Origin of the sequence: Mesorhizobium loti (assembly GCF_003148495.1) — a bacterium.
Taxonomy (GTDB): Bacteria; Pseudomonadota; Alphaproteobacteria; order Rhizobiales; family Rhizobiaceae; genus Mesorhizobium; species Mesorhizobium loti.
Map to the genome: position 1 here is coordinate 283,078 of NZ_QGGH01000001.1, position 21,359 is coordinate 304,436.

The 21,359-nt window shown below is 62.4% G+C and carries 24 protein-coding genes; 11 read left to right on the forward strand and 13 right to left on the reverse strand.

Features of this window, described 5'->3' with window-relative positions; translation table 11 throughout:
- Positions 1–222 precede the first annotated feature (222 nt).
- The 6 genes from lptC to ptsN all read left to right on the forward strand — a co-directional run bounded on the left by lptC (position 223) and on the right by ptsN (position 5,595).
- Positions 223–936 (forward strand): LPS export ABC transporter periplasmic protein LptC, encoded by a 714-nt coding sequence (gene lptC, locus C8D77_RS01560; RefSeq protein WP_109658844.1) that lies wholly within the window; start codon positions 223–225, stop codon positions 934–936.
- Positions 923–1,507 carry an LptA/OstA family protein gene (locus tag C8D77_RS01565; protein ID WP_109658845.1) on the forward strand — a complete coding sequence of 195 codons (585 nt, stop codon included), beginning with the start codon at positions 923–925 and terminating at the stop codon, positions 1,505–1,507. The genes lptC and C8D77_RS01565 overlap by 14 nt, the downstream gene beginning before the upstream one ends.
- Positions 1,507–2,325 (forward strand): LPS export ABC transporter ATP-binding protein, encoded by an 819-nt coding sequence (lptB, locus tag C8D77_RS01570; RefSeq protein ID WP_056594977.1) that lies wholly within the window; start codon positions 1,507–1,509, stop codon positions 2,323–2,325. The genes C8D77_RS01565 and lptB overlap by 1 nt, the downstream gene beginning before the upstream one ends.
- A gap of 324 nt (positions 2,326–2,649) precedes the next feature.
- Positions 2,650–4,176 (forward strand): RNA polymerase factor sigma-54, encoded by a 1,527-nt coding sequence (gene rpoN, locus C8D77_RS01575; protein WP_109658846.1) that lies wholly within the window; start codon positions 2,650–2,652, stop codon positions 4,174–4,176.
- A gap of 265 nt (positions 4,177–4,441) precedes the next feature.
- A complete protein-coding gene (hpf, locus tag C8D77_RS01580; RefSeq protein ID WP_109658847.1) occupies positions 4,442–5,026 on the forward strand; it encodes a ribosome hibernation-promoting factor, HPF/YfiA family in 585 nt (194 codons plus the stop codon).
- Positions 5,027–5,130: 104 nt separating this feature from the next.
- Positions 5,131–5,595, forward strand: a complete 465-nt coding sequence (ptsN, locus tag C8D77_RS01585; protein ID WP_013529589.1) for a PTS IIA-like nitrogen regulatory protein PtsN — start codon at positions 5,131–5,133, stop codon at positions 5,593–5,595.
- Positions 5,596–5,720: 125 nt separating this feature from the next.
- On the opposite strand, the gene C8D77_RS01590 is transcribed toward ptsN, so the two are convergent.
- Together C8D77_RS01590 and C8D77_RS01595 are read right to left on the reverse strand one after the other, a co-directional pair.
- Positions 5,721–5,975 (reverse strand): BQ00720 family protein, encoded by a 255-nt coding sequence (locus tag C8D77_RS01590; protein ID WP_023760740.1) that lies wholly within the window; start codon positions 5,973–5,975, stop codon positions 5,721–5,723.
- A gap of 65 nt (positions 5,976–6,040) precedes the next feature.
- Positions 6,041–6,466, reverse strand: coding sequence for an Hsp20 family protein (locus tag C8D77_RS01595; protein WP_023760739.1), 426 nt, complete (start codon positions 6,464–6,466; stop codon positions 6,041–6,043).
- A 315-nt stretch (positions 6,467–6,781) separates the two neighbouring features.
- Between C8D77_RS01595 and C8D77_RS01600 the strand changes: the two genes are divergently transcribed.
- Positions 6,782–7,723 (forward strand): nucleoside hydrolase, encoded by a 942-nt coding sequence (locus tag C8D77_RS01600; protein ID WP_109661145.1) that lies wholly within the window; start codon positions 6,782–6,784, stop codon positions 7,721–7,723.
- Between the two features lie 165 nt (positions 7,724–7,888).
- Here C8D77_RS01600 and C8D77_RS01605 read toward each other — a convergent pair whose 3' ends face one another.
- From C8D77_RS01605 to C8D77_RS01640, 8 genes are all read right to left on the reverse strand, one after another.
- Positions 7,889–8,503: a LysE family translocator gene (locus C8D77_RS01605; RefSeq protein WP_109658848.1), complete on the reverse strand. Its 615-nt coding sequence runs from the start codon at positions 8,501–8,503 to the stop codon at positions 7,889–7,891.
- 113 nt (positions 8,504–8,616) lie between these two features.
- Complete coding sequence (locus tag C8D77_RS01610; RefSeq protein ID WP_109658849.1) at positions 8,617–10,071, reverse strand: amidase; 1,455 nt, start codon at positions 10,069–10,071, stop codon at positions 8,617–8,619.
- A gap of 1 nt (position 10,072) precedes the next feature.
- Positions 10,073–10,978: a ribokinase gene (locus C8D77_RS01615; RefSeq protein WP_109658850.1), complete on the reverse strand. Its 906-nt coding sequence runs from the start codon at positions 10,976–10,978 to the stop codon at positions 10,073–10,075.
- Positions 10,979–11,132: 154 nt separating this feature from the next.
- The gene (locus C8D77_RS01620; RefSeq protein ID WP_109658851.1) at positions 11,133–11,615 is read right to left on the reverse strand and encodes a hypothetical protein; all 483 of its coding nucleotides are present in this window, start codon (positions 11,613–11,615) and stop codon (positions 11,133–11,135) included.
- Positions 11,590–12,099 (reverse strand): hypothetical protein, encoded by a 510-nt coding sequence (locus C8D77_RS01625; RefSeq protein WP_109658852.1) that lies wholly within the window; start codon positions 12,097–12,099, stop codon positions 11,590–11,592. The genes C8D77_RS01620 and C8D77_RS01625 overlap by 26 nt, the downstream gene beginning before the upstream one ends.
- A complete protein-coding gene (locus tag C8D77_RS01630; protein WP_109658853.1) occupies positions 12,066–12,458 on the reverse strand; it encodes a hypothetical protein in 393 nt (130 codons plus the stop codon). The genes C8D77_RS01625 and C8D77_RS01630 overlap by 34 nt, the downstream gene beginning before the upstream one ends.
- 22 nt (positions 12,459–12,480) lie before the next feature.
- Entirely contained in the window at positions 12,481–12,951 is a 471-nt protein-coding gene (locus C8D77_RS01635; RefSeq protein ID WP_109658854.1) for a hypothetical protein, read from the reverse strand.
- 218 nt (positions 12,952–13,169) lie between these two features.
- Positions 13,170–14,045 (reverse strand): methylated-DNA--[protein]-cysteine S-methyltransferase, encoded by an 876-nt coding sequence (locus C8D77_RS01640; RefSeq protein ID WP_109658855.1) that lies wholly within the window; start codon positions 14,043–14,045, stop codon positions 13,170–13,172.
- Between the two features lie 163 nt (positions 14,046–14,208).
- Between C8D77_RS01640 and C8D77_RS01645 the strand changes: the two genes are divergently transcribed.
- On the forward strand, positions 14,209–14,976 hold the full coding sequence (locus C8D77_RS01645) for a class I SAM-dependent methyltransferase (protein ID WP_245951599.1): 768 nt from the start codon (positions 14,209–14,211) through the stop codon (positions 14,974–14,976).
- A gap of 82 nt (positions 14,977–15,058) precedes the next feature.
- On the opposite strand, the gene C8D77_RS01650 is transcribed toward C8D77_RS01645, so the two are convergent.
- Complete coding sequence (locus C8D77_RS01650) at positions 15,059–15,553, reverse strand: DUF2244 domain-containing protein (protein ID WP_109658856.1); 495 nt, start codon at positions 15,551–15,553, stop codon at positions 15,059–15,061.
- 22 nt (positions 15,554–15,575) lie between these two features.
- On the opposite strand from C8D77_RS01650, the gene nth reads away from it, so the two are divergent.
- Positions 15,576–16,382: an endonuclease III gene (nth, locus tag C8D77_RS01655; RefSeq protein WP_109658857.1), complete on the forward strand. Its 807-nt coding sequence runs from the start codon at positions 15,576–15,578 to the stop codon at positions 16,380–16,382.
- Here the strand turns inward: nth and C8D77_RS01660 are convergent.
- Positions 16,376–16,831, reverse strand: coding sequence for a DUF2214 family protein (locus C8D77_RS01660; RefSeq protein WP_109658858.1), 456 nt, complete (start codon positions 16,829–16,831; stop codon positions 16,376–16,378). The two genes, nth and C8D77_RS01660, sit on opposite strands and share 7 nt — an antisense overlap.
- Positions 16,832–17,031: 200 nt before the next feature.
- Between C8D77_RS01660 and C8D77_RS01665 the strand changes: the two genes are divergently transcribed.
- Together C8D77_RS01665 and C8D77_RS01670 are read left to right on the forward strand one after the other, a co-directional pair.
- A complete protein-coding gene (locus C8D77_RS01665) occupies positions 17,032–17,565 on the forward strand; it encodes a GNAT family N-acetyltransferase (protein WP_109658859.1) in 534 nt (177 codons plus the stop codon).
- Positions 17,566–17,713: 148 nt separating this feature from the next.
- The gene (locus C8D77_RS01670) at positions 17,714–18,814 is read left to right on the forward strand and encodes an OmpA family protein (RefSeq protein WP_109658860.1); all 1,101 of its coding nucleotides are present in this window, start codon (positions 17,714–17,716) and stop codon (positions 18,812–18,814) included.
- A 27-nt stretch (positions 18,815–18,841) separates the two neighbouring features.
- Here C8D77_RS01670 and C8D77_RS01675 read toward each other — a convergent pair whose 3' ends face one another.
- Complete coding sequence (locus tag C8D77_RS01675; RefSeq protein WP_109658861.1) at positions 18,842–21,334, reverse strand: EAL domain-containing protein; 2,493 nt, start codon at positions 21,332–21,334, stop codon at positions 18,842–18,844.
- Positions 21,335–21,359: the final 25 nt, after the last annotated feature.

Genomic DNA, 21,359 nt, shown 5'->3' on the forward strand with positions numbered 1-21,359 from the left:
TCACCGCGAGGTCGGGCGGCGAGACAGACAGCCGATAAATTTTACCCCGCGTGTCTGTTTCTGCTATGAAGAACGGGCAGTTGTGCGGATCTGGGTTTCATCTGTACAAATGCGGCTGTCACATTTTTGCAGTTTTCCTGGGCTTGTGCTTGCTTGAAGGCGCCGGCGTCCCACCTATAGGCGGTGCTCCCGGGTGGGCAGGGGTTTAGAAGAAAGCAGTGAATGTTAGCGCGACCGAATGAACCGACCAGCGCCGAGATGGAGTTGGTCCCCCAGGCGGACGGCCGGACGCGTGGCGACGCGTTCGACCGCGCGCAACGTCATTCGCGCCGTGTGCGCATTCTCAAGTTTGCCGTGCCACTGGCTGCGGCCCTGATCGCCATCGCTTTCCCGGTCTATTCCTATCTGGCCGCACCCGTCTCCGTGAAGGTTCAGGCGGAAGGCACCGCCTTTTCCAACGGCAAGCTGGTGATGGCCAATCCCAAGCTCAACGGTTTCACCAAGCAGAAACAGCCCTATTCGATGACGGCGTTGCGCGCCATTCAGGATGTCAGCACGCAAGGTATCATCGAACTGGAAGGCATCGACGCCAAGGTGCCGATCGCGCCCGACAATGTGGCGGCGGTCAAGGCCTCGCACGGCACCTACGATCGCGACGGCAATACGATGAACCTGACCAGCGACGTGACGATCACCACAACCGACGGCATGCAGGCCAAGTTCAAATCGGTCTTCCTCGACATGGGCAAAGGCACTATGAAGACGGGAGATCCCGTCGATGTCAGCCGTGGCGGGTCGCGGATCACGGCGGATTCGATGTCGGTCCAGGACAATGGCAAGATTCTGGTCTTCGAGAACAAAGTGCGCGTCAACATCGATTCCGCCGCCTTGAAGACGGCAGAGGGAAACAGCGGAGAAACCAATGCGGCTCAGTAGTTCGACGCGGCTCGCGGCTGCAACTTCAGCGTTGCTGCTGCTCGGACTTGTGCCGTCATTGGCGCAGACCACCAGCCAATCAGGCCTCAAACTGTCCGGCGACAAGCCGATCCAGATCGAGAGCGACAAGCTGGAGGTCCGCCAAGCCGACAGTGTCGCCATCTTCACGGGCAATGTCAGCGTCGTCCAGGGGCCGACATTGATGAAGGCCGGCAAGATGATGGTCTATTACGTCAAGGACCCCAACGCCGGCGCCAAGGGCGCGGAAGCAGCTGGCGCGGCAGCCATGACCGGCTCGGCCAACATCGATCACCTGGAGATTTCCGACAAGGTTTACATCAAGTCGGATGCGCAGGTCGCGACCGGCGATCAAGGCAGCTTCGATATGAAGAGCCAGGTGCTGGTGCTTTCGGGCAAAAAGGTCGTTCTGTCGCAGAACGACAACGTCTTGGTCGGCTGCAAGCTCGTCGTGCAGATGAAAACCGGGCTGGCCCAGGTTGATCCATGCGCTGGGCAACGCGTCCAGATGTCGATCACGCCGCCGCCGAAATCGGGAGCGACGAACCCCTGATGGCCAGCCTGTCGTCGCTGACGGCGCGTCTTCCGGGACGGGCCGCCGGCAAGATTTCGGCGCCGGCCACGGTGACCGTCGATGCGGGAAAGTTCAAGGGAACCCTGATCGCCAAGGGTTTGACCAAGAGCTACAAGGGCCGCAAGGTCGTCAGCGGTGTCACCATCGGCGTGCGTGCCGGCGAGGCCGTCGGATTGCTTGGCCCCAATGGCGCCGGCAAGACGACCTGTTTCTACATGGTTACCGGCCTGGTGCCGGTGGATGAAGGCACGATCGAGATCGACGGCTTCGATGTCACCTCGATGCCGATGTACCGTCGCGCACGCCTCGGTATCGGCTATCTGCCGCAGGAAGCGTCGATTTTCCGTGGCCTCAATGTCGAGCAGAATATCCGTGCCGTGCTGGAAGTGGTCGAAAAGGACCGCAAGGTGCGCGAGCGCAATCTCGACGAACTGCTCGAGGAATTCCACATCAGCCATCTTCGCAAGGCGCCATCCATGTCGCTTTCCGGCGGCGAGCGGCGACGCCTGGAAATCGCGCGTGCGCTGGCGACGCGTCCGGCCTACATGCTGCTCGACGAGCCTTTTGCCGGCATTGATCCGATCGCCGTCGCCGACATCCAGCAATTGGTGCGCCACTTGACGGCGCGGGGCATCGGCGTGCTCATCACCGATCACAATGTGCGCGAAACGCTTGGCCTGATCGACCGCGCCTACATTATCCATGCCGGCCAGGTGTTGACCCATGGAAGGGCCGACGAAGTGGTGGCAAACCCGGATGTGCGGCGGCTTTACCTCGGCGAGGGTTTTACGCTCTGAGCGGTTCGTCGTTTAACGGAAACGCCAAACCGCTCTGTCTTTTCGTCTTGACGCAATTCCCAAGGGAAAGCGCTATGCGCTTTTCCCGGGAAAACCGTCTCTCACTTTTCCTGGAATTGCTCTGAGCGTGAAATTTGTTTCCTGACACGATTTTTGCGGTTCGCCCGGCTCTTTTTCCTCGATTTTACTCCGAGATAACGCTCCGGTAAGCGGGTTTTGCTAGCAATTGCCTTGACAAGCAAAAGCTGGGCCAGTTTCTATGGCCGGCTGCAAAATTCTCTTCCGGAAGTCCGGATGCGTAGACGAGGCGTTTGAAACCGAACCATGGCGTTGGCGGCCAAACTACAGCTACGACAATCGCAGTCGCTGGTGATGACGCCGCAGCTGATGCAGTCGATTCGGCTGCTGCAGTTCACCCATGTCGAGCTCGAGCATTTCATCGACGAGGAAATCGAGCGCAATCCGCTGCTGGAGCGCGCCGAACCGCAGGACGATGCCGCCGGCGACCAGGCGCAGAAGATCGAGGCGGAGCCGCAAACCACCACTGACGGCGACTGGTTCGAAAACGAGACGCAGTGGAGCGCCGAGGCGATCTCGGACAAGCTCGACACGTCGCTGGAAAACCTGTTTCCCGACGATCCGGGCACCAGTGAGCGGCTCGGTCCGGACCTGACGGCGCAATGGAAATCGGCTTCCGGAAATGGCGCGAGTTCCTCATCCGAGGGTTTTGACGCCGGCGACATGGCGGCTGCGGCGATCACGCTGCGTGACCATGTCGGCGAACAGGTCGCGCTCGCCTTCGCCGACCCGGCCGCGCGGCTGATCGCCGCCGACCTCGCCGACGGCCTCGACGAAAGCGGCTATTTGCGCGCCGACATGGCCGAGATCGCTGCTCGTCTCGGTACGGACGCCGCCGCGGTGGGTAAGGTGCTGGCTGTGTGCCAGACTTTCGAGCCGGCCGGCCTGTTCGCCCGGGACCTCGCCGAATGCCTGTCGCTGCAGCTTGCCGTGCGGGACCGGCTCGATCCGGCAATGAAGGCGCTGATCGCCAATCTCGAACTGCTGGGACGGCGCGATTTCCACGCATTGAAACGGATCTGCGGTGTCGACGAGGAGGACCTGCTCGACATGCTGGCCGAGATCCGGGCACTCGATCCCCGGCCGGGGATGGCGTTTTCGGGCGGCGCCAGCGACGCGATCGTCGCCGATGTCGAGGTGCGTGCGGCCAATGACGGCAGTTGGACGGTCGAACTCAATGCCGAAACGCTGCCGCGCGTTTTGGTCGACCATATCTATTTCGCCCAGGTCTCGCCGCAGGCGAAGAATCAGGCGGAAAAGGATTTTCTGGCCGAATGCCTGCAGAACGCCAACTGGCTGACGCGCAGCCTCGACCAGCGGGCGAAGACCATCCTCAAGGTCGCCTCGGAAATCGTTCGCCAGCAGGATGCCTTCCTCGTCCATGGCGTGCGCCAGTTGAAACCGCTCAACCTGCGCACGGTGGCCGATGCCATCGGCATGCACGAATCGACGGTCAGCCGGGTTACCGCGAACAAATACATGCTGACGCCGCGCGGCGTGTTCGAGCTGCGGTACTTCTTCACCGCCTCGATCGCCGCGTCGGGCGGCGGCGATGCGCATTCCTCGGAAGCCGTGCGTGATCGCATCAAGCAATTGATCGACGAGGAAAAACCGGTCGACGTGCTTTCCGACGATGCCATCGTTGACATGTTGCGCGAGAGCGGCGTCGATATTGCCAGGCGCACGGTCGCCAAGTACCGGGAAGGCATGAATATTCCCTCCTCGGTGCAGCGCCGACGCGAGAAACGGGCGCTGGCCAGCGCCGGGCGCTGAGGCGGTCCGATTTTCCACAGGCCCGCACTTCATTGACAAGCCGCGGTGAAGTGGCTAGAAGCCCGCCCGCATGAGACGGGCTAGAAGCCTGCATGCGGATGGTCCGTCACGACGTTGGCCTCGGGACGGTCAAAGGGCGGCTTGTGATCAACCGGAAAGTTCGGATTTAAAATCGGCGCGAGTGACGCCGCAAAGCTTGTGCGCACGGATCACGAGTATAAACTCGGGCCAGTTTGAAGCCTGAGCAAGGAAGGTCAGTTTTCAGATGAATTTGCGCATATCGGGAAAACACATGGATATCGGCGATGCGTTCCGCACACGCATCAACGATCGTGTCGGCGAAGCGATCGGCAAATATTTCGATCGTGGCTTTGCCGGACACGTCACGGTCATCAAATCGGGCTCGCGCTATTCGGCGGATTGCATGATCCGGCTGGATTCCGGCGCTTCGCTGCAGGCCACCGGCGATGCCCAGGATCCGACGCTTGCCTTCGAGGCGGCGGCGGATCGTCTGGAGACCCGGTTGAGGCGTTACAAGCGTCGGCTGAAATCGCACAATTCGGGCGCCGCCAATGGCGATCCGACCGACATTGCCTATACGGTGATGGCGCCGCTTGCCGATGACGACGAGGACATTCCGGAGAATTTCGCCCCCGCCATCGTCGCCGAATCAACCATGACGCTGAAGACCATGTCGGTGGCGTCGGCGGTCATCGAGCTCGACACCAAGGACAGCCCGGTCTTCGTCTTCCGCAACGCCGGAAACGACCATCTCAACATCGTCTATCGCCGGCCCGATGGAAACATCGGCTGGATCGACCCGTCCACGACCAAGGTCGCACAAGCGTGACGACAACAGTCGCACGGGCGTGACGACAGGAGTCGCACGGGGATAAAAGCCGGCCGCACGAGGGTGAGGACTGGTGACGGCAGGCGAACAAGGGATTTTCAAGCATGGATCTGAGCGATCTTATCAACGTTCCGGCGATATTGCCGGCGTTGAAGGCGAACTCCAAGAAGCAGCTGCTGCAATTGCTGTCCGAACGGGCAGCTGCGATTTCGGGCATTCCGGAGCGGGAAGTGTTCGACACCATCCTGCAGCGTGAGCGGCTGGGCTCGACCGGCGTCGGCAACGGCATCGCCATTCCGCACGGCAAGCTGGCCGGCGTGAAGCGCATCGCTGGGGTTTTCGCCCGACTGGAGACGCCTGTCGATTTCGAATCGCTGGACGATCAGCCGGTCGATCTGGTGTTTCTGCTGCTGGCGCCGGAAGGGGCGGGCGCCGACCATCTCAAGGCTTTGTCGCGCATCGCGCGGGTGCTGCGCGACGCCGACACGGTGGCCAAGATCAGGGGTACGCGCGACGCCGCGGCGATCCATGCGCTGCTGTCGGACACCCAGGCCTCGCACGCGGCCTGATATTATCTGTTTTTACGCAATTCCGGACGGAAAACCGTTACACACTTTTCCTGGAATTGCTTTGAATTGAGACGACCTCAAGGGCCGCCATGGGCGGCCCTCTCCGTTTCAGCCGGAAATTGCTGTCAGTGAATGGCGACCGTGGTCAGGTCGTTTTCCATGGCGCCGGCCAAAGCGCGGTCACGCGCGTCGGAAAGCAGGATCGGCTGGCCATTGGCGGCAAACAGCGCCCACAGTTCCATGCCGGGAGCGATTTCGCCGAGATTCGGGAAACGGCCGAGCAATTCGTCGCTCGAGACCTTTCTGAGATAAGCGACCGAGCCCTCGCCGAGATGGGCGAATTCGCCATTGGTCATGGTGATATTTTCAGTTCTGGTCATTTCAAAGCCTCCTTGGCGCGAGGACGCCGCTCAAGGCCATCCCGCATGAGAGCCATCGGTAAAAATCAGTCTTTCACCGATATGTTTATTTTCCGTACCAGCCGTTCGGACTCCGGCCGATCGAGGTCGATCGACAAAAGGCCGTTCTTCAGCTCCGCCGCGATCACCCGCATGCCGTCGGCCAGCACGAAACAGCGCTGGAACTGGCGCGCGGCGATGCCGCGATGAAGAAATTCGCGCTCGGTGTCGTCGGTCTGACGGCCGCGCACGACCAGCTGGTTTTCCTCCGTCGTGACATCGAGATCGCTTTCGGCGAAACCGGCGACCGCCAATGTGATGCGCAACCTTTCGGTCTTGCCGTCGGCGCCGCTGAGGCGTTCGATGTTGTAGGGAGGGTAGCTGTCACCGGACTTCGCCAAGCGTTCCAGGGTCTTTTCCATGGCGTCGAAACCAAGGAGAAGCGGGCTGGAAAAGGGCGTCATTCGGCTCATGTTACACTGTCCTCTCAAGAGCGACATAAAGTGGAAAAACCCAGATGGCATTTTTCCCGATGGTCTTGATATGGTCCGCCCCGCGACCAAGTTCAAGCCGTCAAAAGACCCGCCCAAAAAGACCAGGTCGTGGACTCACAGGAATGATCGACATGGGGCTTGAAACGGCAAGCAGATGCAAGGAGAAGCGCGCAGGTCGGGATTGTCTTCCCCGGTCGAGCGGTTCGACATCGCAGCTCGCTGCCGCCTCGGCGTCATTTGGATGTTTCGATCAGATTCATTCAGGTCCACCGCCTCGCCAAACAAGGAATTGAAATGCCCCAATCACGCAAGATCATCATCGACACGGATCCCGGCCAGGATGATGCCGTCGCCATTTTGCTGGCGCTCGGCAGCGCCGAACTGGAGATCGTCGGCATCACAGCGGTTGCCGGCAACGTGCCGCTGAAGCTTACCGAAAAGAATGCCCGCAAGATCTGCGAGCTGGCCGGCCGGCCTGATATCAAGGTCTATGCCGGCGCCATTCGACCTCTGATGCGCGAACTGGTCACTGCCGAGGAAGTGCACGGCAAGACCGGCCTCAACGGGCCGCAATTGCCCGAACCAAAGATGAAGCTGCAGGACCAATACGCGGTCGATTTCATCGTCGAGACGCTGATGACGGAAGAGAGCGGCACGATCACGCTCTGCGCGCTCGGGCCGCTCACCAACATTGCGCTGGCGCTGATCCGCGAGCCGCGCATCGCACCGCGTATCAAGGAAATCGTGCTGATGGGCGGCGGCTTCTTCGAAGGCGGCAATGTCACCCCGACCGCCGAATTCAACATCTATGTCGACCCGCAGGCCGCCGATGTCGTGTTCAAATCCGGCATCCCGATCGTGATGATGCCGCTCGACGTCACCCACAAGGCGCTGACCACCGCAAAGCGTACGCAGGCCTTCCGCGCGCTCGGCACCAAGGTCGGCAACGCCACCGCAGAGATGCTGGAATTCTTCGAGCGCTTCGACGAGGAGAAGTACGGCACCGACGGCGGGCCGCTGCACGACCCCTGCGTCATCGCCTATCTGTTGAAGCCGGATCTGTTCAAGGGCCGCAACTGCAATGTCAGCGTGGAAACCAATTCGGAACTGACCATGGGCATGACCGTGATCGACTGGTGGGGCGTCACCAAGCGGCCAAAGAACGCCATGGTGATGCGCGACATCGACCATGATGGCTTCTTCGCCCTGCTGGTGGAGAGGTTGGGGCGGCTTTAAGGCCCTCTTTTACCTTCTCCCCTTGTGGGAGAAGGTGGCCGAGCGTAGCTCGGTCGGATGAGGGGTGCTCCAGCTTGGCACCGACGGTGATCTGTCACGCACCCCTCAACCGTCTCGGCGCTGCGCGCCGATCCACCTTCTCCCACAAAGGGGAAGGAAAGGCGCTTACTTCGATCGCGAAAACGCCAGCCACAGGCCGCCGCCGACCATGAAGCTGCCGCTGATCCTCGACAAAAGCTTGATGCGGCTGGCCGACAGCAGACGCCCGGCGCGGCCGGCGGCCAATGCATAGGTCGAATCCGACATGGCAGCGAAGATCATGGCGGTCAGGCCCATGACGGCGATCTGCAGCGAGTAGTTGCCTTGCGGCGAAATGAACTGCGGAAAGAAGGCGCCGAAGAAGATCAGCGTCTTGGGGTTGCTGAGCGCCACCAGCAGACCCTGCAGGAAGAAGCCGCCGCGCGGTTTCCTGGCGGTTCCATCCGCGTTCAGCATGCCCTTGGAACGGAACATCTGCGCGCCCATCCAGATCAGATAGGCGGCGCCGATCAGCCTGACCCATTCGAACCAATGGCCCATGCCCGCAATCAGCGTGTTGAGGCCGATGCCGACGATGGCGATCATCACGGCAAGCCCGGCCTGCGTGCCGGCGACATTGGCGAGACCGGCGCGGGAGCCATGGCGAATGCTGTTGGCGATGATCAGCGTGACCGTCGGACCCGGTACCAGGATGATGACGATGCAAGCCAGGACATAGGCGGCGTAGAGTTCGAGCGACATGATTTTTCCCTGGGAATGCCGACGATGCGGCGCAGCTGAGGACAATCAATGCATGGCGGCGCTGCCGATGCAAGCCGATGCGCGAAGCGCCGCGACAGGCCGGTGCATGCGGCTCAGGCGCTGGCGCCGGACTGCCAGGGCAGCGTCGCCTCATAGGCCGCCGCCGCCTTCAGCACCGCAAGGTCGCCGCGTGGCCGGCCGATCAGCTGCATGCCCATCGGCCTAGCCTTGTCGTCGAAGCCGACCGGCACGTTGACCGCCGGGCAGCCGCCCAAGGTCGCGAAAGCGGAAACCTGCATCCAGCGGTGGTAGCTGTCCATTGCGCGTCCGGCGACCTCGCGGGGCCAATGCGTGCTTACATCGAAGGGGAAGACCTGCGCGGTCGGCAGCGCGATGAGATCATAGCGGTCGAAGAGCGACAGCAGCATGCGATGCCAGGACGTGCGGATGACCGACGCCGCGCGAATCTGCGGCGCCGTCAGCCGCATTGCGTTCTCCACCTCCCAGATGGCCTCCGGCTTGAGCAGGCCGCGCTTGGCGGGATCGTCATAGTGGGTTTTGAGCGCGCAGCCGCTGCTGGCCTGGCGCAGCGTCACGAAGGCCTGCCACAGCGCTTCGAAGTCGAAATCCGGCAGCAGCGGTTCGGTCACGAAGGACGCTTGCGCGAACCGGCCAAGGGCTGCTTCGCACAGATCGAGGATGCCGGGTTCGACCGGCAGATGGCCGCGGAGGTCACCAAACCAGGCGATGCGGCCGCCAGTCGCTGCCATGCCGAGCCCTTCGAGGAACGAGCCCGGTTTCTCATGGGACAATGGCGCGTGCGGGTGGTAACCGGCCTGCACATCGAGTAGCAGCGCCATGTCACGGACGTTGCGGCCCATCGGCCCGTCGACGCCCATCTGCGCATGAAAAACCTCAAAGTCGGGTCCGCCGGGGACAAGTCCTTGCGACGGGCGGAAGCCATAGACATTGTTCCAGGCGGCCGGATTGCGCAGCGAGCCGCCGAAGTCGCTGCCATCGGCGACAGGCAGCATGTCGAGCGCCAGCGCCACAGCCGCGCCGCCGCTCGAGCCGCCGGCGGTCAGGGCCGGATCGAAGGCGTTCAGCGTCGGTCCGAACACGCTGTTGTAGGTGTTGGAGCCAAGGCCGAATTCGGGGACGTTGGTCTTGCCGATGATGATGGCGCCGGCGTCGCGGATGCGCTCGACAAAGAAATCGTCTTCCTGGGGCACGAAATCGGCGAAGATCGGCGAGCCGAGGGAGGTTCTGAGGCCCGTGGTCGAGGCGAGATCCTTGATGGCGATCGGCAGGCCGAAGAGCGGGCCGACTTCGACACTTTTCCGCCTGATATCGGCGGCATCGGCTTCGCGCAAGATGTCGCCGCGGTCGCGCAACGAAACGATGGCGTTGACCAGCGGGTTGACCGCCTCGATGCGGTCGAGGAATGCCGTCACCACCTCGCGCACGGAAAGTGTCTTTCGGCGGATGGCGGCGGCGAGCTCGACCGCGGACAGGCGGCAGATGTCGCCGGTCGGCGGCACGGCATGTTTCGTTTGAGGGCGCAGCATCTCAATGGGTTTCCTGCAACGCCTGATCGACATCCCTGGCCAGCGGGATCGCCGGCTGGGCGCGAGGCTTCAGGCAGGCCAGCGAGCCGGCTGCGCCGGCGCGCACCAGCGCCTGTTCGAGCGTGAGGCCCGACGACAGCCCGGCGGCAAAATAACCGCAGAACGTATCGCCGGCGCCGACCGTGTCGACAGGGGTGATTTTCAGGGCCGGAACGGTGAGGAAATCGCTCGGCGTCGCCGCCATCACGCCATCGCCGCCGAGCGTGACGACGATGGTGCGGCCGGTTTTCGCGGCGAAGTCGCGCATGCGTGCCGCCCGGTCGCGGCCATTTAGGGCCAGCGCTTCGCCATAGAGGTCGAATTCGGTTTCGTTGGCGACGGCATAATCGGCCTTGGCGAGAAAGGCCGCTGCCTTGCCCTGGAAAGGGGCTGTGTTGAGCACGGTGATGGCGCCGGCCGCTCTTGCCTGGTCAAGCGCTGCATCGACGGTCGCCAGCGGGATCTCATGTTGCAGCAGGACGACATCGCCCTTTTTCAGGAAGGCCTTGGCGAGGTCGCCAGGCACCACGGAAGCGTTGGCGCCGGGCACCACGGCGATGATGTTCTCGCCGTCGTCGCCGACCATGATCAGCGCCGTACCGGTCGAGGCGAAGGTCTCGGCAACACCCGACAGGTCGACCTTGCCGTCGCGCAGCAGCGCCAGCGCCTCGGCAGCGAAGCTGTCCTTGCCGACGGCGCCGACCATGCGCACCGAAGCGCCGGCGCGCGCGGCGGCCAGCGCCTGGTTGGCACCCTTGCCGCCGGGAGCGGTGGTGAAGGCCGAGCCGCCCACCGTCTCGCCGGGGCTAGGCAAGCGGTCGACATTGGCGATAAGGTCGAGGTTGATCGAGCCGATGACGATAATCAAGCAATGCCTCCTGGCAGCGCAAATTCAAAGTGTCGGAGCGGCCTTTGTGCGTCCGGGCGAACGCAGGTCGTTCCAATAGCGCGGGAAGCTAACCTGTAAGGCTGCGGCTTGCCAGACCACGCGAATGGTCCAGCTCGATTTGAGGTATCGTGGCTTATTCACAGCGCACGGTGACCGTGCCCTGATAGTTGCCGGCGGGAAAGATACCGCTCGACTTGGTGGCGGTGAGGTCGACCTGCATGGGGTGGGTGCCGTTGACAACCCGCTGCGGCACACTTCCGTTGATGTCGACCCCCGAGCCATCGAGGCGGAAGACCGAAGCGAAGGTCACGTTGGTGCCGCCGCCGCTCGGCGCGGACGAGAATGCGGCTGGCGCCGGCGCCGAAACCGAATAGCAGTCCAGCAGGTTGAACAAGGAGCACAGCAGCGAGCTTGCCACGATCGTGGCGCTCGCACTCGATCCGCCTGCCTGTTTGGAGCCCAGTATGCCGATGGCTGGATTTGCGGTCATCGTTCCGGACGCCCCGACCATGATGGTGCAGGTGCCGATGATCGCCGCCTGCACCGGAAGGCAAAAGCCGGCAAGTGCTGCCATGGCAAGCAGCGCGCTGCTATTTCTTCTTCTTTTTCTTGCCATCGCTTCCGGTCCTGATGCTCCAGCCTTCGTTGGCCCATCCGGGCGATGCAGCCGCGGGAGCGGTGGCGGCAATGCTCGCCGTCTGGCCGTCGGCGCCAAGGCCCATTTTGAGGAGTTTCAGCTCCAGCTGCAGCCGCTCGACCTCAAGCTCGTAGAGGCGGCTGCAATCGACGCGCTTGGGCGTACGCCCGATCGGGATCACGACGCGGCCGTAGGTGGCGACGTCATTGTTCGACTGGTTGTTGCCTCTGATGACGCCGAGATCGACATACGCGCCGGAACCGGACACGGCGGAACGGCAAGTGGTGCCGTCCGCGGCATGGACCTCGTCCTGGCCCTGGGGCAAGGTGACACCGGGCAGGTTGAAGCCGCTCTCGTTCTGGTTGAGGTTGTAGATGTCCTCGGCCCCGGCCGGCGAGACATTCGCCGACGCAGCCGCGAGCGCGACTATCAGGATTTGCGGCGCCCAAAAAACTTTCCGCATATCTGTGCCCTTATCTGCGTCTGTTGATTGGGAAAGGGGATGCTTTCGGTACAGATACGCACTTTACGCTCGGCGGCGCCGCCAAAGGGCACGACCACAAGGACAGGACGGGACGCCTGGGAAGCCAGCTGGAAGACATTTGGAGAGATCCTGGCGTCTACCGGCTGAAAATCCTGGTCGTAGACGTGTATTTCGACCCGGATCTTCCGGTCGTAGGGATTGGCTGGGAAAACGCGGACCGCGAAGACGTCGGTGAAGCTGTTGACCTCGCCACGCATCGGCGACATCGACTGCGCCTTGGCGGCAATGGGCGCCAATCCGACGGCCAGTGCCGTCGCCAGGATTCGAGCATGTTTCAAGGACCCCTCCTTCGCTACGGCGTCATTCGCAGCGCAGCGTTACCGTTGCCTGATAGTTGCCGTTGGCGAAGCGGTTGCTGCCGCCCTTGGTGCCGGCGAGATGGACCGAGACGAGGTCGGCGCCGGGGGTGCTGATGCTGGTGGCCGAGCCGGTCTCAACGATAGAGTGCGCACCAGCGGCGGAGTAGGTCGGTGTCCAGGTCGTCGATGTGCTGTCGGCCGATGGCACCGTCGTGGTGGTGACCGGATCGACGCTGAGCGACACACCTCCGGTCGTCGTCAGCGTCACGGTTCCGGCAGAACCGCCGCTGTTGTGGGAGCTGAGGGACTGGAGATCGGGACTGACCGTCATCGTGCCGTTGGTGGCAACGACAAGCGTGCAGGTCGGCGCGATTGTGCCATTGAAAATGACATTCTGCGTCGTGGCCAACGCGGTCTGGTCTATGCTGGCAACCAGCAGAACTGCGCCGAAGGCGGCGCGAAACAACGTCATCGAGACCTCCTATTAAGCCGGATCGCCCGAATTAATATGGGTCATCATCACTTTATCGTGGTTAATTTAGGGTTAACTAAAATAACATTTGAAAATAACAAACATGGTAACCAGAGGTTGCCCTCGGTTGTATGCAAGCAAAACGAAACAGAAAAACCTAATTATACTTAAATGTCGATATCTATATATTCCTTCGGCAATAATTGGAAAATCGATGTTCACGACACCTGCCCGGCTTCCCAGCCCAGGATAGCGCGCTTGCGGGTCAGGCCCCAATGATAGCCGGTGAGGTCGCCGGATTTGCCGATGGCGCGGTGGCAGGGCACCACGAAAGAGAGCGGATTGGCGCCGTTGGCGGCACCAACGGCGCGGCTGGCGGACGGCGTGCCGATGCTGGCGGCGATCGAGGAATAGGTGCGGGCCTTGCCCATCGGGATCTTGAGCAGCGCCTCCCAGACACGAACCTGGAAGTCGGTGCCGATCATGACGACATGCAGCGGTTGGTCGGGGCGCCACAGCGTCGAGTCGAAGATGCGCGCGGCGTAGGGGCCTGTGGCAGTCATGTCCTCGACATAGAGGGCGTTCGGCCAGCGGCTGGACATGTCGGCGAAGGCGGCGCGCTCCTCGCCGGGGTCGCTGAAGGCGAGGCCGGCAAGCCCGCGGTCGGTGGCCATGATCAGGGCGGTGCCGAAGGGCGAGGAATGGTAGCCGTAGCGGATGGTGAGCCCGGCGCCGCGCGTCTTGTAGTCGCCCGGCGACATCGCCTCATGGGTGACGAACAGGTCATGCAGCCGGCCCGGGCCGGACATGCCCAGTTCGAACGAGGTCTCGAGCAGCGGCATGCCGGAATCGAGCAGCCTGCGCGCATGATCCAGTGTCACCGCCTGCAGGAAGGCCTTGGGCGACAGGCCGGCCCAGCGGGTGAAGAGTTTTTGCAAGCCGGTCGGCGTTTCGCCGACCTCCTCGGCCAGCTCTTCGAGGGAAGGCTGGTCGCGATAGTCGAGGCTGATCTTCTCGATAGCACGGCGCACGATTTCATAGTCGCTGCCTTGCGGCGTGATGTCCTTGTTGAGGACTGCTGTGTGTGTGCTCATGGAACTGTCTCCTTGAGCCGGAATATCGCCCCTTGGGGCGTCGATCGCCACCCGAAACTTGCCTTCTTGCGGCGCATACCCAGATAGACACGGGATTCGAGCCCAGGAGTCGCTCATAGCCGGCGAAAAAGTAAATCTCACCGGGGCAAAGGAGACCTTACTGATGACGCTCTACGGCAAGGCGCTGGAGAGCCGGTTGCCGGATTCGCTGCTTAGGGATCATTTCGCCGAAGAGGTGGTTCGCAAGATCGACTATGATTTCTCCCGGCTCAAGGTCGACGACAATCTCGGCGTCGGCCTGGCGATCCGGGCAAAGACGCTGGACGTCCGCGTTGAGGACTTTCTCGCCAGAAATCCTGACGCCATCGTGCTGCATCTGGGCTGCGGGCTCGATACGCGTATCTTCCGTGTCGATCCACCGCAAGGCGTGGACTGGTTCGATGTCGACTACCCCGAGGTCATTGAACTCAGGCGCAAGCTTTACCCGTTGCGCGACCATTACCATCTGGTTGCCTCGTCGGTGACCGAGCCCGGTTGGCTGGCTGAAGTGCCGCGCAATCGCCCGGCCATCGTGGTGGCGGAAGGACTGACGCCCTATCTCCCAGCCGAAGAGGGGCCACGCCTGTTAGCGCGGCTCGTCTCGCATCTTGCCAGCGGCGAGCTGATGTTCGACGCCTACAGCCGTTTCGGCCTGAAGCTGCTTCGCCTCAATCCGACCATCAAGGCGACGGGCGCCGAGGTCCACTGGGCCATCGACGATCCGCACGAACTGGAGCTGGCTGTTCCGAAGCTGCGATTCGTCGAGGACATCTCGGCCTACAAGCCCGAACACGCCGCCCGCATGGGCTGGTCCGCGAAACTGTTCATCCGCCTGTGGAGACACATTCCTGCATTGCGAAAGGTCGGCAGGCTTTTGCGCTATCGGTTCTGAGGCACTTTTTGCCGCAATTCCCCAGGGAAGCGCTGCGCGCTTTTCCCGGGAAAACCGCTTCACACTTTTCCTGGAATTGCTTCTAGCGCGTCTTGGCGGTCGCCAGCGCGCGTGAAAAAGCCGTGGCAAAGCTTTCTCGGGAGGCTGGGTCCAGGAACGATCCGATCGGCACGTTCTGGCCTTGCCCTTCAACCGTCATCCTGGTGATGCCGATCTCGGTGTGACGAGCGACCGAAAACCGCGCCCAGAACGGATTGAAGCGATGCGCTTCCGATTTACCGGAGGGTGCCGTCTTGCGGATGTCGAGGCTGGTGCGCGAGACCGAGACTTCCTCGCGTGCGCGGGCGGCCCGGTAGTTGACGCGAAAGGCGATGTAGACGGCGATCACGTCGAGGCCGAAGAAGCCGAACACCGGCCAGGCACCGCGCGACAGGAAAAACGCACCTGTCACCAGCCAGCCGAACAGCAGCGCGCCCATCAGGATGAAGAAACCTGTCCGGCCCAGCGACCGATGCGGGGTCAGTAGCGCCTGAAAGAATGGCTCGTCGGCCTGAAACGAGGCGTTTGTGTCGCTCATGAGGGGATATTATAGGAGGGAAATGGCGAGCCCCAAGTCCAAAGATTCTTCCATGTCCAAAAAAGAGCTGTTGCCCGGACGGCGCGATGGGTCGAACGCCAAGCCGCGCCCGCGCCCGGTGCGGCGCACTTCGCGCTATAGCCCGGCGGAAGTGCACGAGATCTTCCGGCGCTTTTCCGTCCAGAGGCCCGAGCCGAAGGGCGAGCTCGAACATGTCAACGCCTTCACGCTGCTGGTCGCGGTGGTGCTGTCGGCGCAAGCGACCGATGTCGGCGTTAACAAGGCGACGCGGGCGCTGTTCAAGATCGCCGATACGCCGCAGAAGATGCTGGCGCTGGGCGAAGCCAAGGTCGGCGAGTACATCCGCACCATCGGGCTCTGGCGCAACAAGGCGAAGAATGTGATTGCGCTGTCGCAAGCGCTGATCCGCGACTATGGCGGCGAGGTGCCTGACGACCGCGATGAATTGGTCAAGCTGCCGGGCGTCGGGCGCAAGACCGCCAATGTCGTGCTCAACATGGCCTTCGGCCAGCACACGATGGCTGTCGACACGCATATCTTCCGCATCGGCAACCGGCTCGGGCTGGCGCCCGGCAAGACACCGGAACAGGTCGAGCAGGGGCTGCTCAAGATCATCCCGGACGAATATATGCGCCACGCGCATCACTGGCTGATCCTGCATGGCCGCTATGTCTGCAAGGCGCGCAAGCCGGATTGCACGGCCTGCGTCATCGCCGACATTTGCAAGGCCGAGGTGAAGACGACCGACGTACCGGCACCGCTGGTGCCGATCGCGCCCCTTGAAATGGCTTCAGCGGCAGATCAGTAGCCGTAGCCGCGTGCCATCGCCGCGGCGAAGACCGGGATCAGCAGGAAGATGAAAGCCTCGGCGCGGATATAGGTCTTCACGGACGCAAGCTCAGTTGCCGGCACCAGGAACGAGGGATTGGCGCTTGCCTGCCTGTTCCAGGAAATGAAGCGGACGGTCGGGATGATCGACAGCAGCCCGACCATGCCAAACGCCGCCATCTTGGCCCAGAACACCCAGTTGTAGACGTAGAATTCCCAGCCCTTGAGGCCGTAGAAGACGCGGCCGATGCCGACTATGATGATCAGCGTGGCGATGATGCCATAGTGGCGATCGATGCCGGCGAGCCGCTTGAGCGTGGCAGCGGCCAGATCGCCGCGGATCAGCACGAATTCGGCACCGATGATCCCTGCCAGTGAAAACACCAGCACATGATGGAAGATCGCAAGCACAAGATCGGTGGCGTCCATGCTTTTTTCCCTTGGGTCTGACGGCGCCGCCCCGCGCCTGAAAAAGGATCACGCTGCTAGTGTGAATCAGCCTGTCGCGAAAATAACACCGTCGCGCAAGATTCCCATAGTGGAGCCTGGATGATGGGCCGCATTGCCCTGGCCCTTGCACCAGACCGGCGATTTGCTAAGCGCTGACAATCCGTGCGAGGGCAGATCCCATGAACAATTCACCAGCGACCAGTGCTCCTGTCATCGAGACGAAGCGAACCATCCTGCGGGCACACCAGCTTGGCGATTTCGAGGCCTATGCCGCGATGTGGACCGATCCCGTCGTCACCCGTTTCATCGGCGGCAAGCCGCGCACGCGCGAAGAGAGCTGGATGCGCTTCCTGCGTCACGCCGGCCTGTGGTCGCTGCTCGGCTACGGTTTCTGGGCGATCGAGGAGAAGGCGACGGGCCGTTTCATCGGCGAGGCCGGTTTTCACGATCTCAAGCGCGATATGGAGCCGTCGATCGAGGGCATTCCCGAAGCCGGCTGGGCGCTGGTTCCGGCCGTGCACGGGGCGGGCTTCGCCACCGAGGTTGTTGGCCGCGTGCTCGCATGGGGCGAAGAGACGTTCGGGCGGGAGAAGACCGTCTGCATCATCGATCCGGAAAACGTCGCTTCGCTGAGGGTCGCGGCGAAGTGCGGTTTCCGGGAAGTGGTGCAGACCACCTATCACGACGCCCCGACCATCCTGCTGGCGCGGTGACCCTAGAGCCGGCTCTAATCAAAGGGATAGAGCATGATGTCGTCCGAAAAACCGCTTCACACTTTTCGGCATCATGCTCCAGGCGGCGTCATCGACTGGACATACCCGCTCTGTTAGCATCGAGTATAATGCGAAGGGGGGACGATCGATGCGTGCATTCAAGACGACAGCTCTAACGTTTTTCTGGGCGGTGCTGGTGCTCATGCTGGCCGGACGGCTGGCGGCAGCCGACGCGACGGCGCCGACCGCCGATATCGAGGGCGCCGCCGACAACCATCTCGCCAAGCGCTACGAAGGCTCGTTCATCGTCTCCTATGAGAAACTGGCCTTCACGGATTTCAGCGTGCCGCTGTCGCCGCTGAAGCCGAGCGCGGACCCCGACGCGCGCGATGCGATGAACAATCGTGTCTTCGCACCCGACAAGAAGGCCGAGGTCGAGGGCGCTTTGACCCGCATCGCCTATGTGCTGCCGGCCGAGCGTTCGCCGCTCGAAGTGCTGCGCAACTATCAGGATGTGATCGCGGCGGCCGGCGGCGAAATCCTGTTCGAATGCAAGAAGGAGGAATGCGGTGGCGCCGCTGACCGCTCGTCGAGCGGCGGGGGCGGCGACATGAGCCTGACGATGTATTCCTTCCATGAGAGCGATCTGAAGGACGCGGCATTCTCCAATGGCGCCTGCGCACTGACCTCCGGCATCAACGACCAGCGCTATTTCTCGGCCAAGGTGCCGCAGGACGGCGGCGACGCCTATGTGACCGTGCAGACCTATTCGATGACCGACGATCTCTACTGCAAGGAGCTCAACGGCCGCACCGTTGCCATCGTCCAGGTGCTGGAACCCAAGGCGCGCGACAAGAAGATGGTGGTGGTCGAGGCGGCCAAGATGGCGGATTCACTCTCCGCCACCGGCAGCATTTCGCTCTACGGCATCTTCTTCGACACCGACAAGGCCGACATCAAGCCGGAGTCGGAACCAACGCTGAAGGAAATTTCGACGCTGCTGGCCAACGACCCTGATATGGCCGTGATCGTCGTCGGCCACACCGACAATCAAGGCGCCTTCGACTACAATCTCGACCTGTCGTCGCGACGGGCGCAAGCGGTCAAGGCGGCACTTGTGTCGAAATACGGCATCGACGGGGCGCGGCTGACCGCTGCTGGCGCCGGCATGATGGCGCCTGTCGCCAGCAATGATGATGACGCGGGCCGCGCCAAGAACCGCCGTGTGGTTCTGGTCAAGTTGAACTGAAGCGAGTCTTCCGAACGAGGACGCATTCTAGCTGGCCTTGCGGCGCAGCTTTTGCGCCAGATCGACCCATGGATCGGTGACGATCTCTGCGGCCGGCGCGACGCTTTTGCAGAGCAATGCCGTTGAAGCGTCAAACGGCTGAGGCCTGGCGATCGCATAGCCCTGGGCATAGTCGACGCCGATCTTTTTCAGCGCCGCAATGATGCCGTTGCTTTCGACGAACTCGGCGATGGTTCGCTTGCCCATGACCTTGCCGATGTGATGGATCATCTCGACCATGGCGTGGTCGATGCGGTCTTCCAGCATGTCCTTGACGAAGCTACCGTCGATCTTGAGGTAGTCGACGGGCAGGTGCTTCAGATAGGCGAAGGACGACATGCCCGAGCCGAAATCGTCGAGCGCGAAGCGGCAGCCCAAGCCGCGCAGATCAGCGATGAAGCGCATGGCATTGTTGAGATTGGCAATGGCGCTGGTTTCGGTGATCTCCAGGCAGATCATGGCAGGCGAAATGCCATGGACGAGGAACTGTTCGCGCAGGAAGCCGAGGAATGTCTCGTCACCAAAAGTCGCTCCGGAAAGATTGATGGCGCAGGTGGAGATCGGAGCCGTGCGCGGATCGGCCTGCCGCGCGGCCAGGATGGCGAACGTGTTGCGGACCACCCAGCGGTCGATCGATGGCATCAGGCCATAGCGCTCGGCCGCGGGAATGAAGCTTTGCGGGGTGACGAAGCTGCCGTCTTCACTGGTCAGCCGCAACAGGATCTCGACATGTACACCTGCTTCGGCGGCGTCATCGTCGAGCGGCCAGATTTCTTGGGCATGAAGCCTGAAGCGGTTTTCTTCCAGGGCGGCGTGCAGGCGCTGTACCCAGGCCATCTCGCCGAAGCGCTCCTGCAGGGCCATGTCGCCATCGCTGTGGATCTGGACGCGGTTGCGGCCCTTTTCCTTAGCCATGTAGCAGGCGACGTCGGCGGCCCTGAGCGTTTCCTCGATCGTCACTCGCGCATCGGCGATCTGCACCATGCCGATGCTGACGCTGGTGTTGAAGGGCCTGCCGTCCCAGGCGAAATGCAGGTCTTGCACGGCTGCGCGCAGCCGTTCGGCGATGTCGGCCGCACTGTCGGCATCGCAATCGACGAGCAGCACGCCGAACTCGTCGCCGCCCAACCGGGCCAGCACATCGCCTGGCCGCAATTCGTTGGTCAGCCGCGCCGAAATCCGGCGCAGCAGCTGGTCGCCGGCAGCATGGCCGCAGGTATCGTTGACCAGCTTGAACTGGTCGAGGTCGAGATACATCAGCGCGTGCTGGCGGGGCCGGTCCGCCAAGTCCGCGATCGTTCTTTCCAGCCGGCTTTCGAAGTCGCGTCGGTTGGCCAGTCCGGTCAACGCATCATGCGATGCCTGCCATGAGAGCCGTTCGATGTAGTCCTCTTCGCGCGTCATGTCGTGGAAGGCGAGCACCGCGCCGACGACGTGGCCGGAAACGAGCAGCGGCGCACTGGTCAACGCGACGGGAACAACCGATCCGTCCGGCCGCTGCAGCAATTGCGGACGCGCGCTGGAACGGCGGGGTCCCCCGGCCAGCAGGCGCTCGATCAGCCTGACATCCTCGACGCTGGTATCCTTGTCCACAAGGCGAAACAGCGACTCGATCGGCTTGCCTCGGGCGGCACTGAGCGGACATGCCAGCAATCTTTCGGCGACGGCGTTCATGTAGTCCAGCCGCCCGTCGGCGCCGGTGCTGATCACGGCCTGCCCGATCGAAGCCAGGGTGATTTGCGCGCGCTCACGCTCGGCGTTCAGCGCCAACTGGAAGGCCTGGCGCTGCGCCAGGAGTTTGCGCGTCCGCCACACGGCAAGCAGGATCAGCAAAGCGGCGGTGACGAGATTGGCAAAGGTGAGCAGCATCTTGATGAAGCGCGATCCCTCGCCGAGGCTGTCCGAGAAGGCCTTGGAAAGTGGGGTGATCTGATGATCGAGCCGGTGGATCTCCGCCTTCCAGGCGCTGATCTCAGCCGTCGATACCGGACCCTTGCCGAGCGTCTCGTGCATGGCGTCGCCAAGTTGCTGGATGGCGAGGATCATGGTGTCGGCAGCCGTCCAGTGCCGGATGGCGGCATCAAGATAGCTGAAGCCGCGGAAATTCTGGAACAGCCAGATCATCCCGGTCACGTCGTCGGGGTGGTTTCTGCCCTGCAGGAAGCCGGTGCGCGCCGCGTTGGTGTCGGGCTCGGGCTGCTCAAGCGCTAGGCGTGCCGAACGATCGGCCAGCGGAACGGCGATCGCTCCACGGTACTCGCTGAAGAATTCCTCGCTGCCGGTGCCGGCATAGAGGCTGAGAAAATAGATGGCGTGCTTCTGTCCCTTGGACCACTGGCTCTCGCCGCCGACATAGGCGCGAACCGCCGACAGCGTGTAGAGGCTGAGGCTGGCAACCAGCGCCTGAGCAAGAACGACGGCGATGAACGGCCAGACGAGCCCGAGGAGACGGGGGCTTGCGTCCATCGATGACAGCTTCATCGAATTTCCATGGACTTGCCATGAT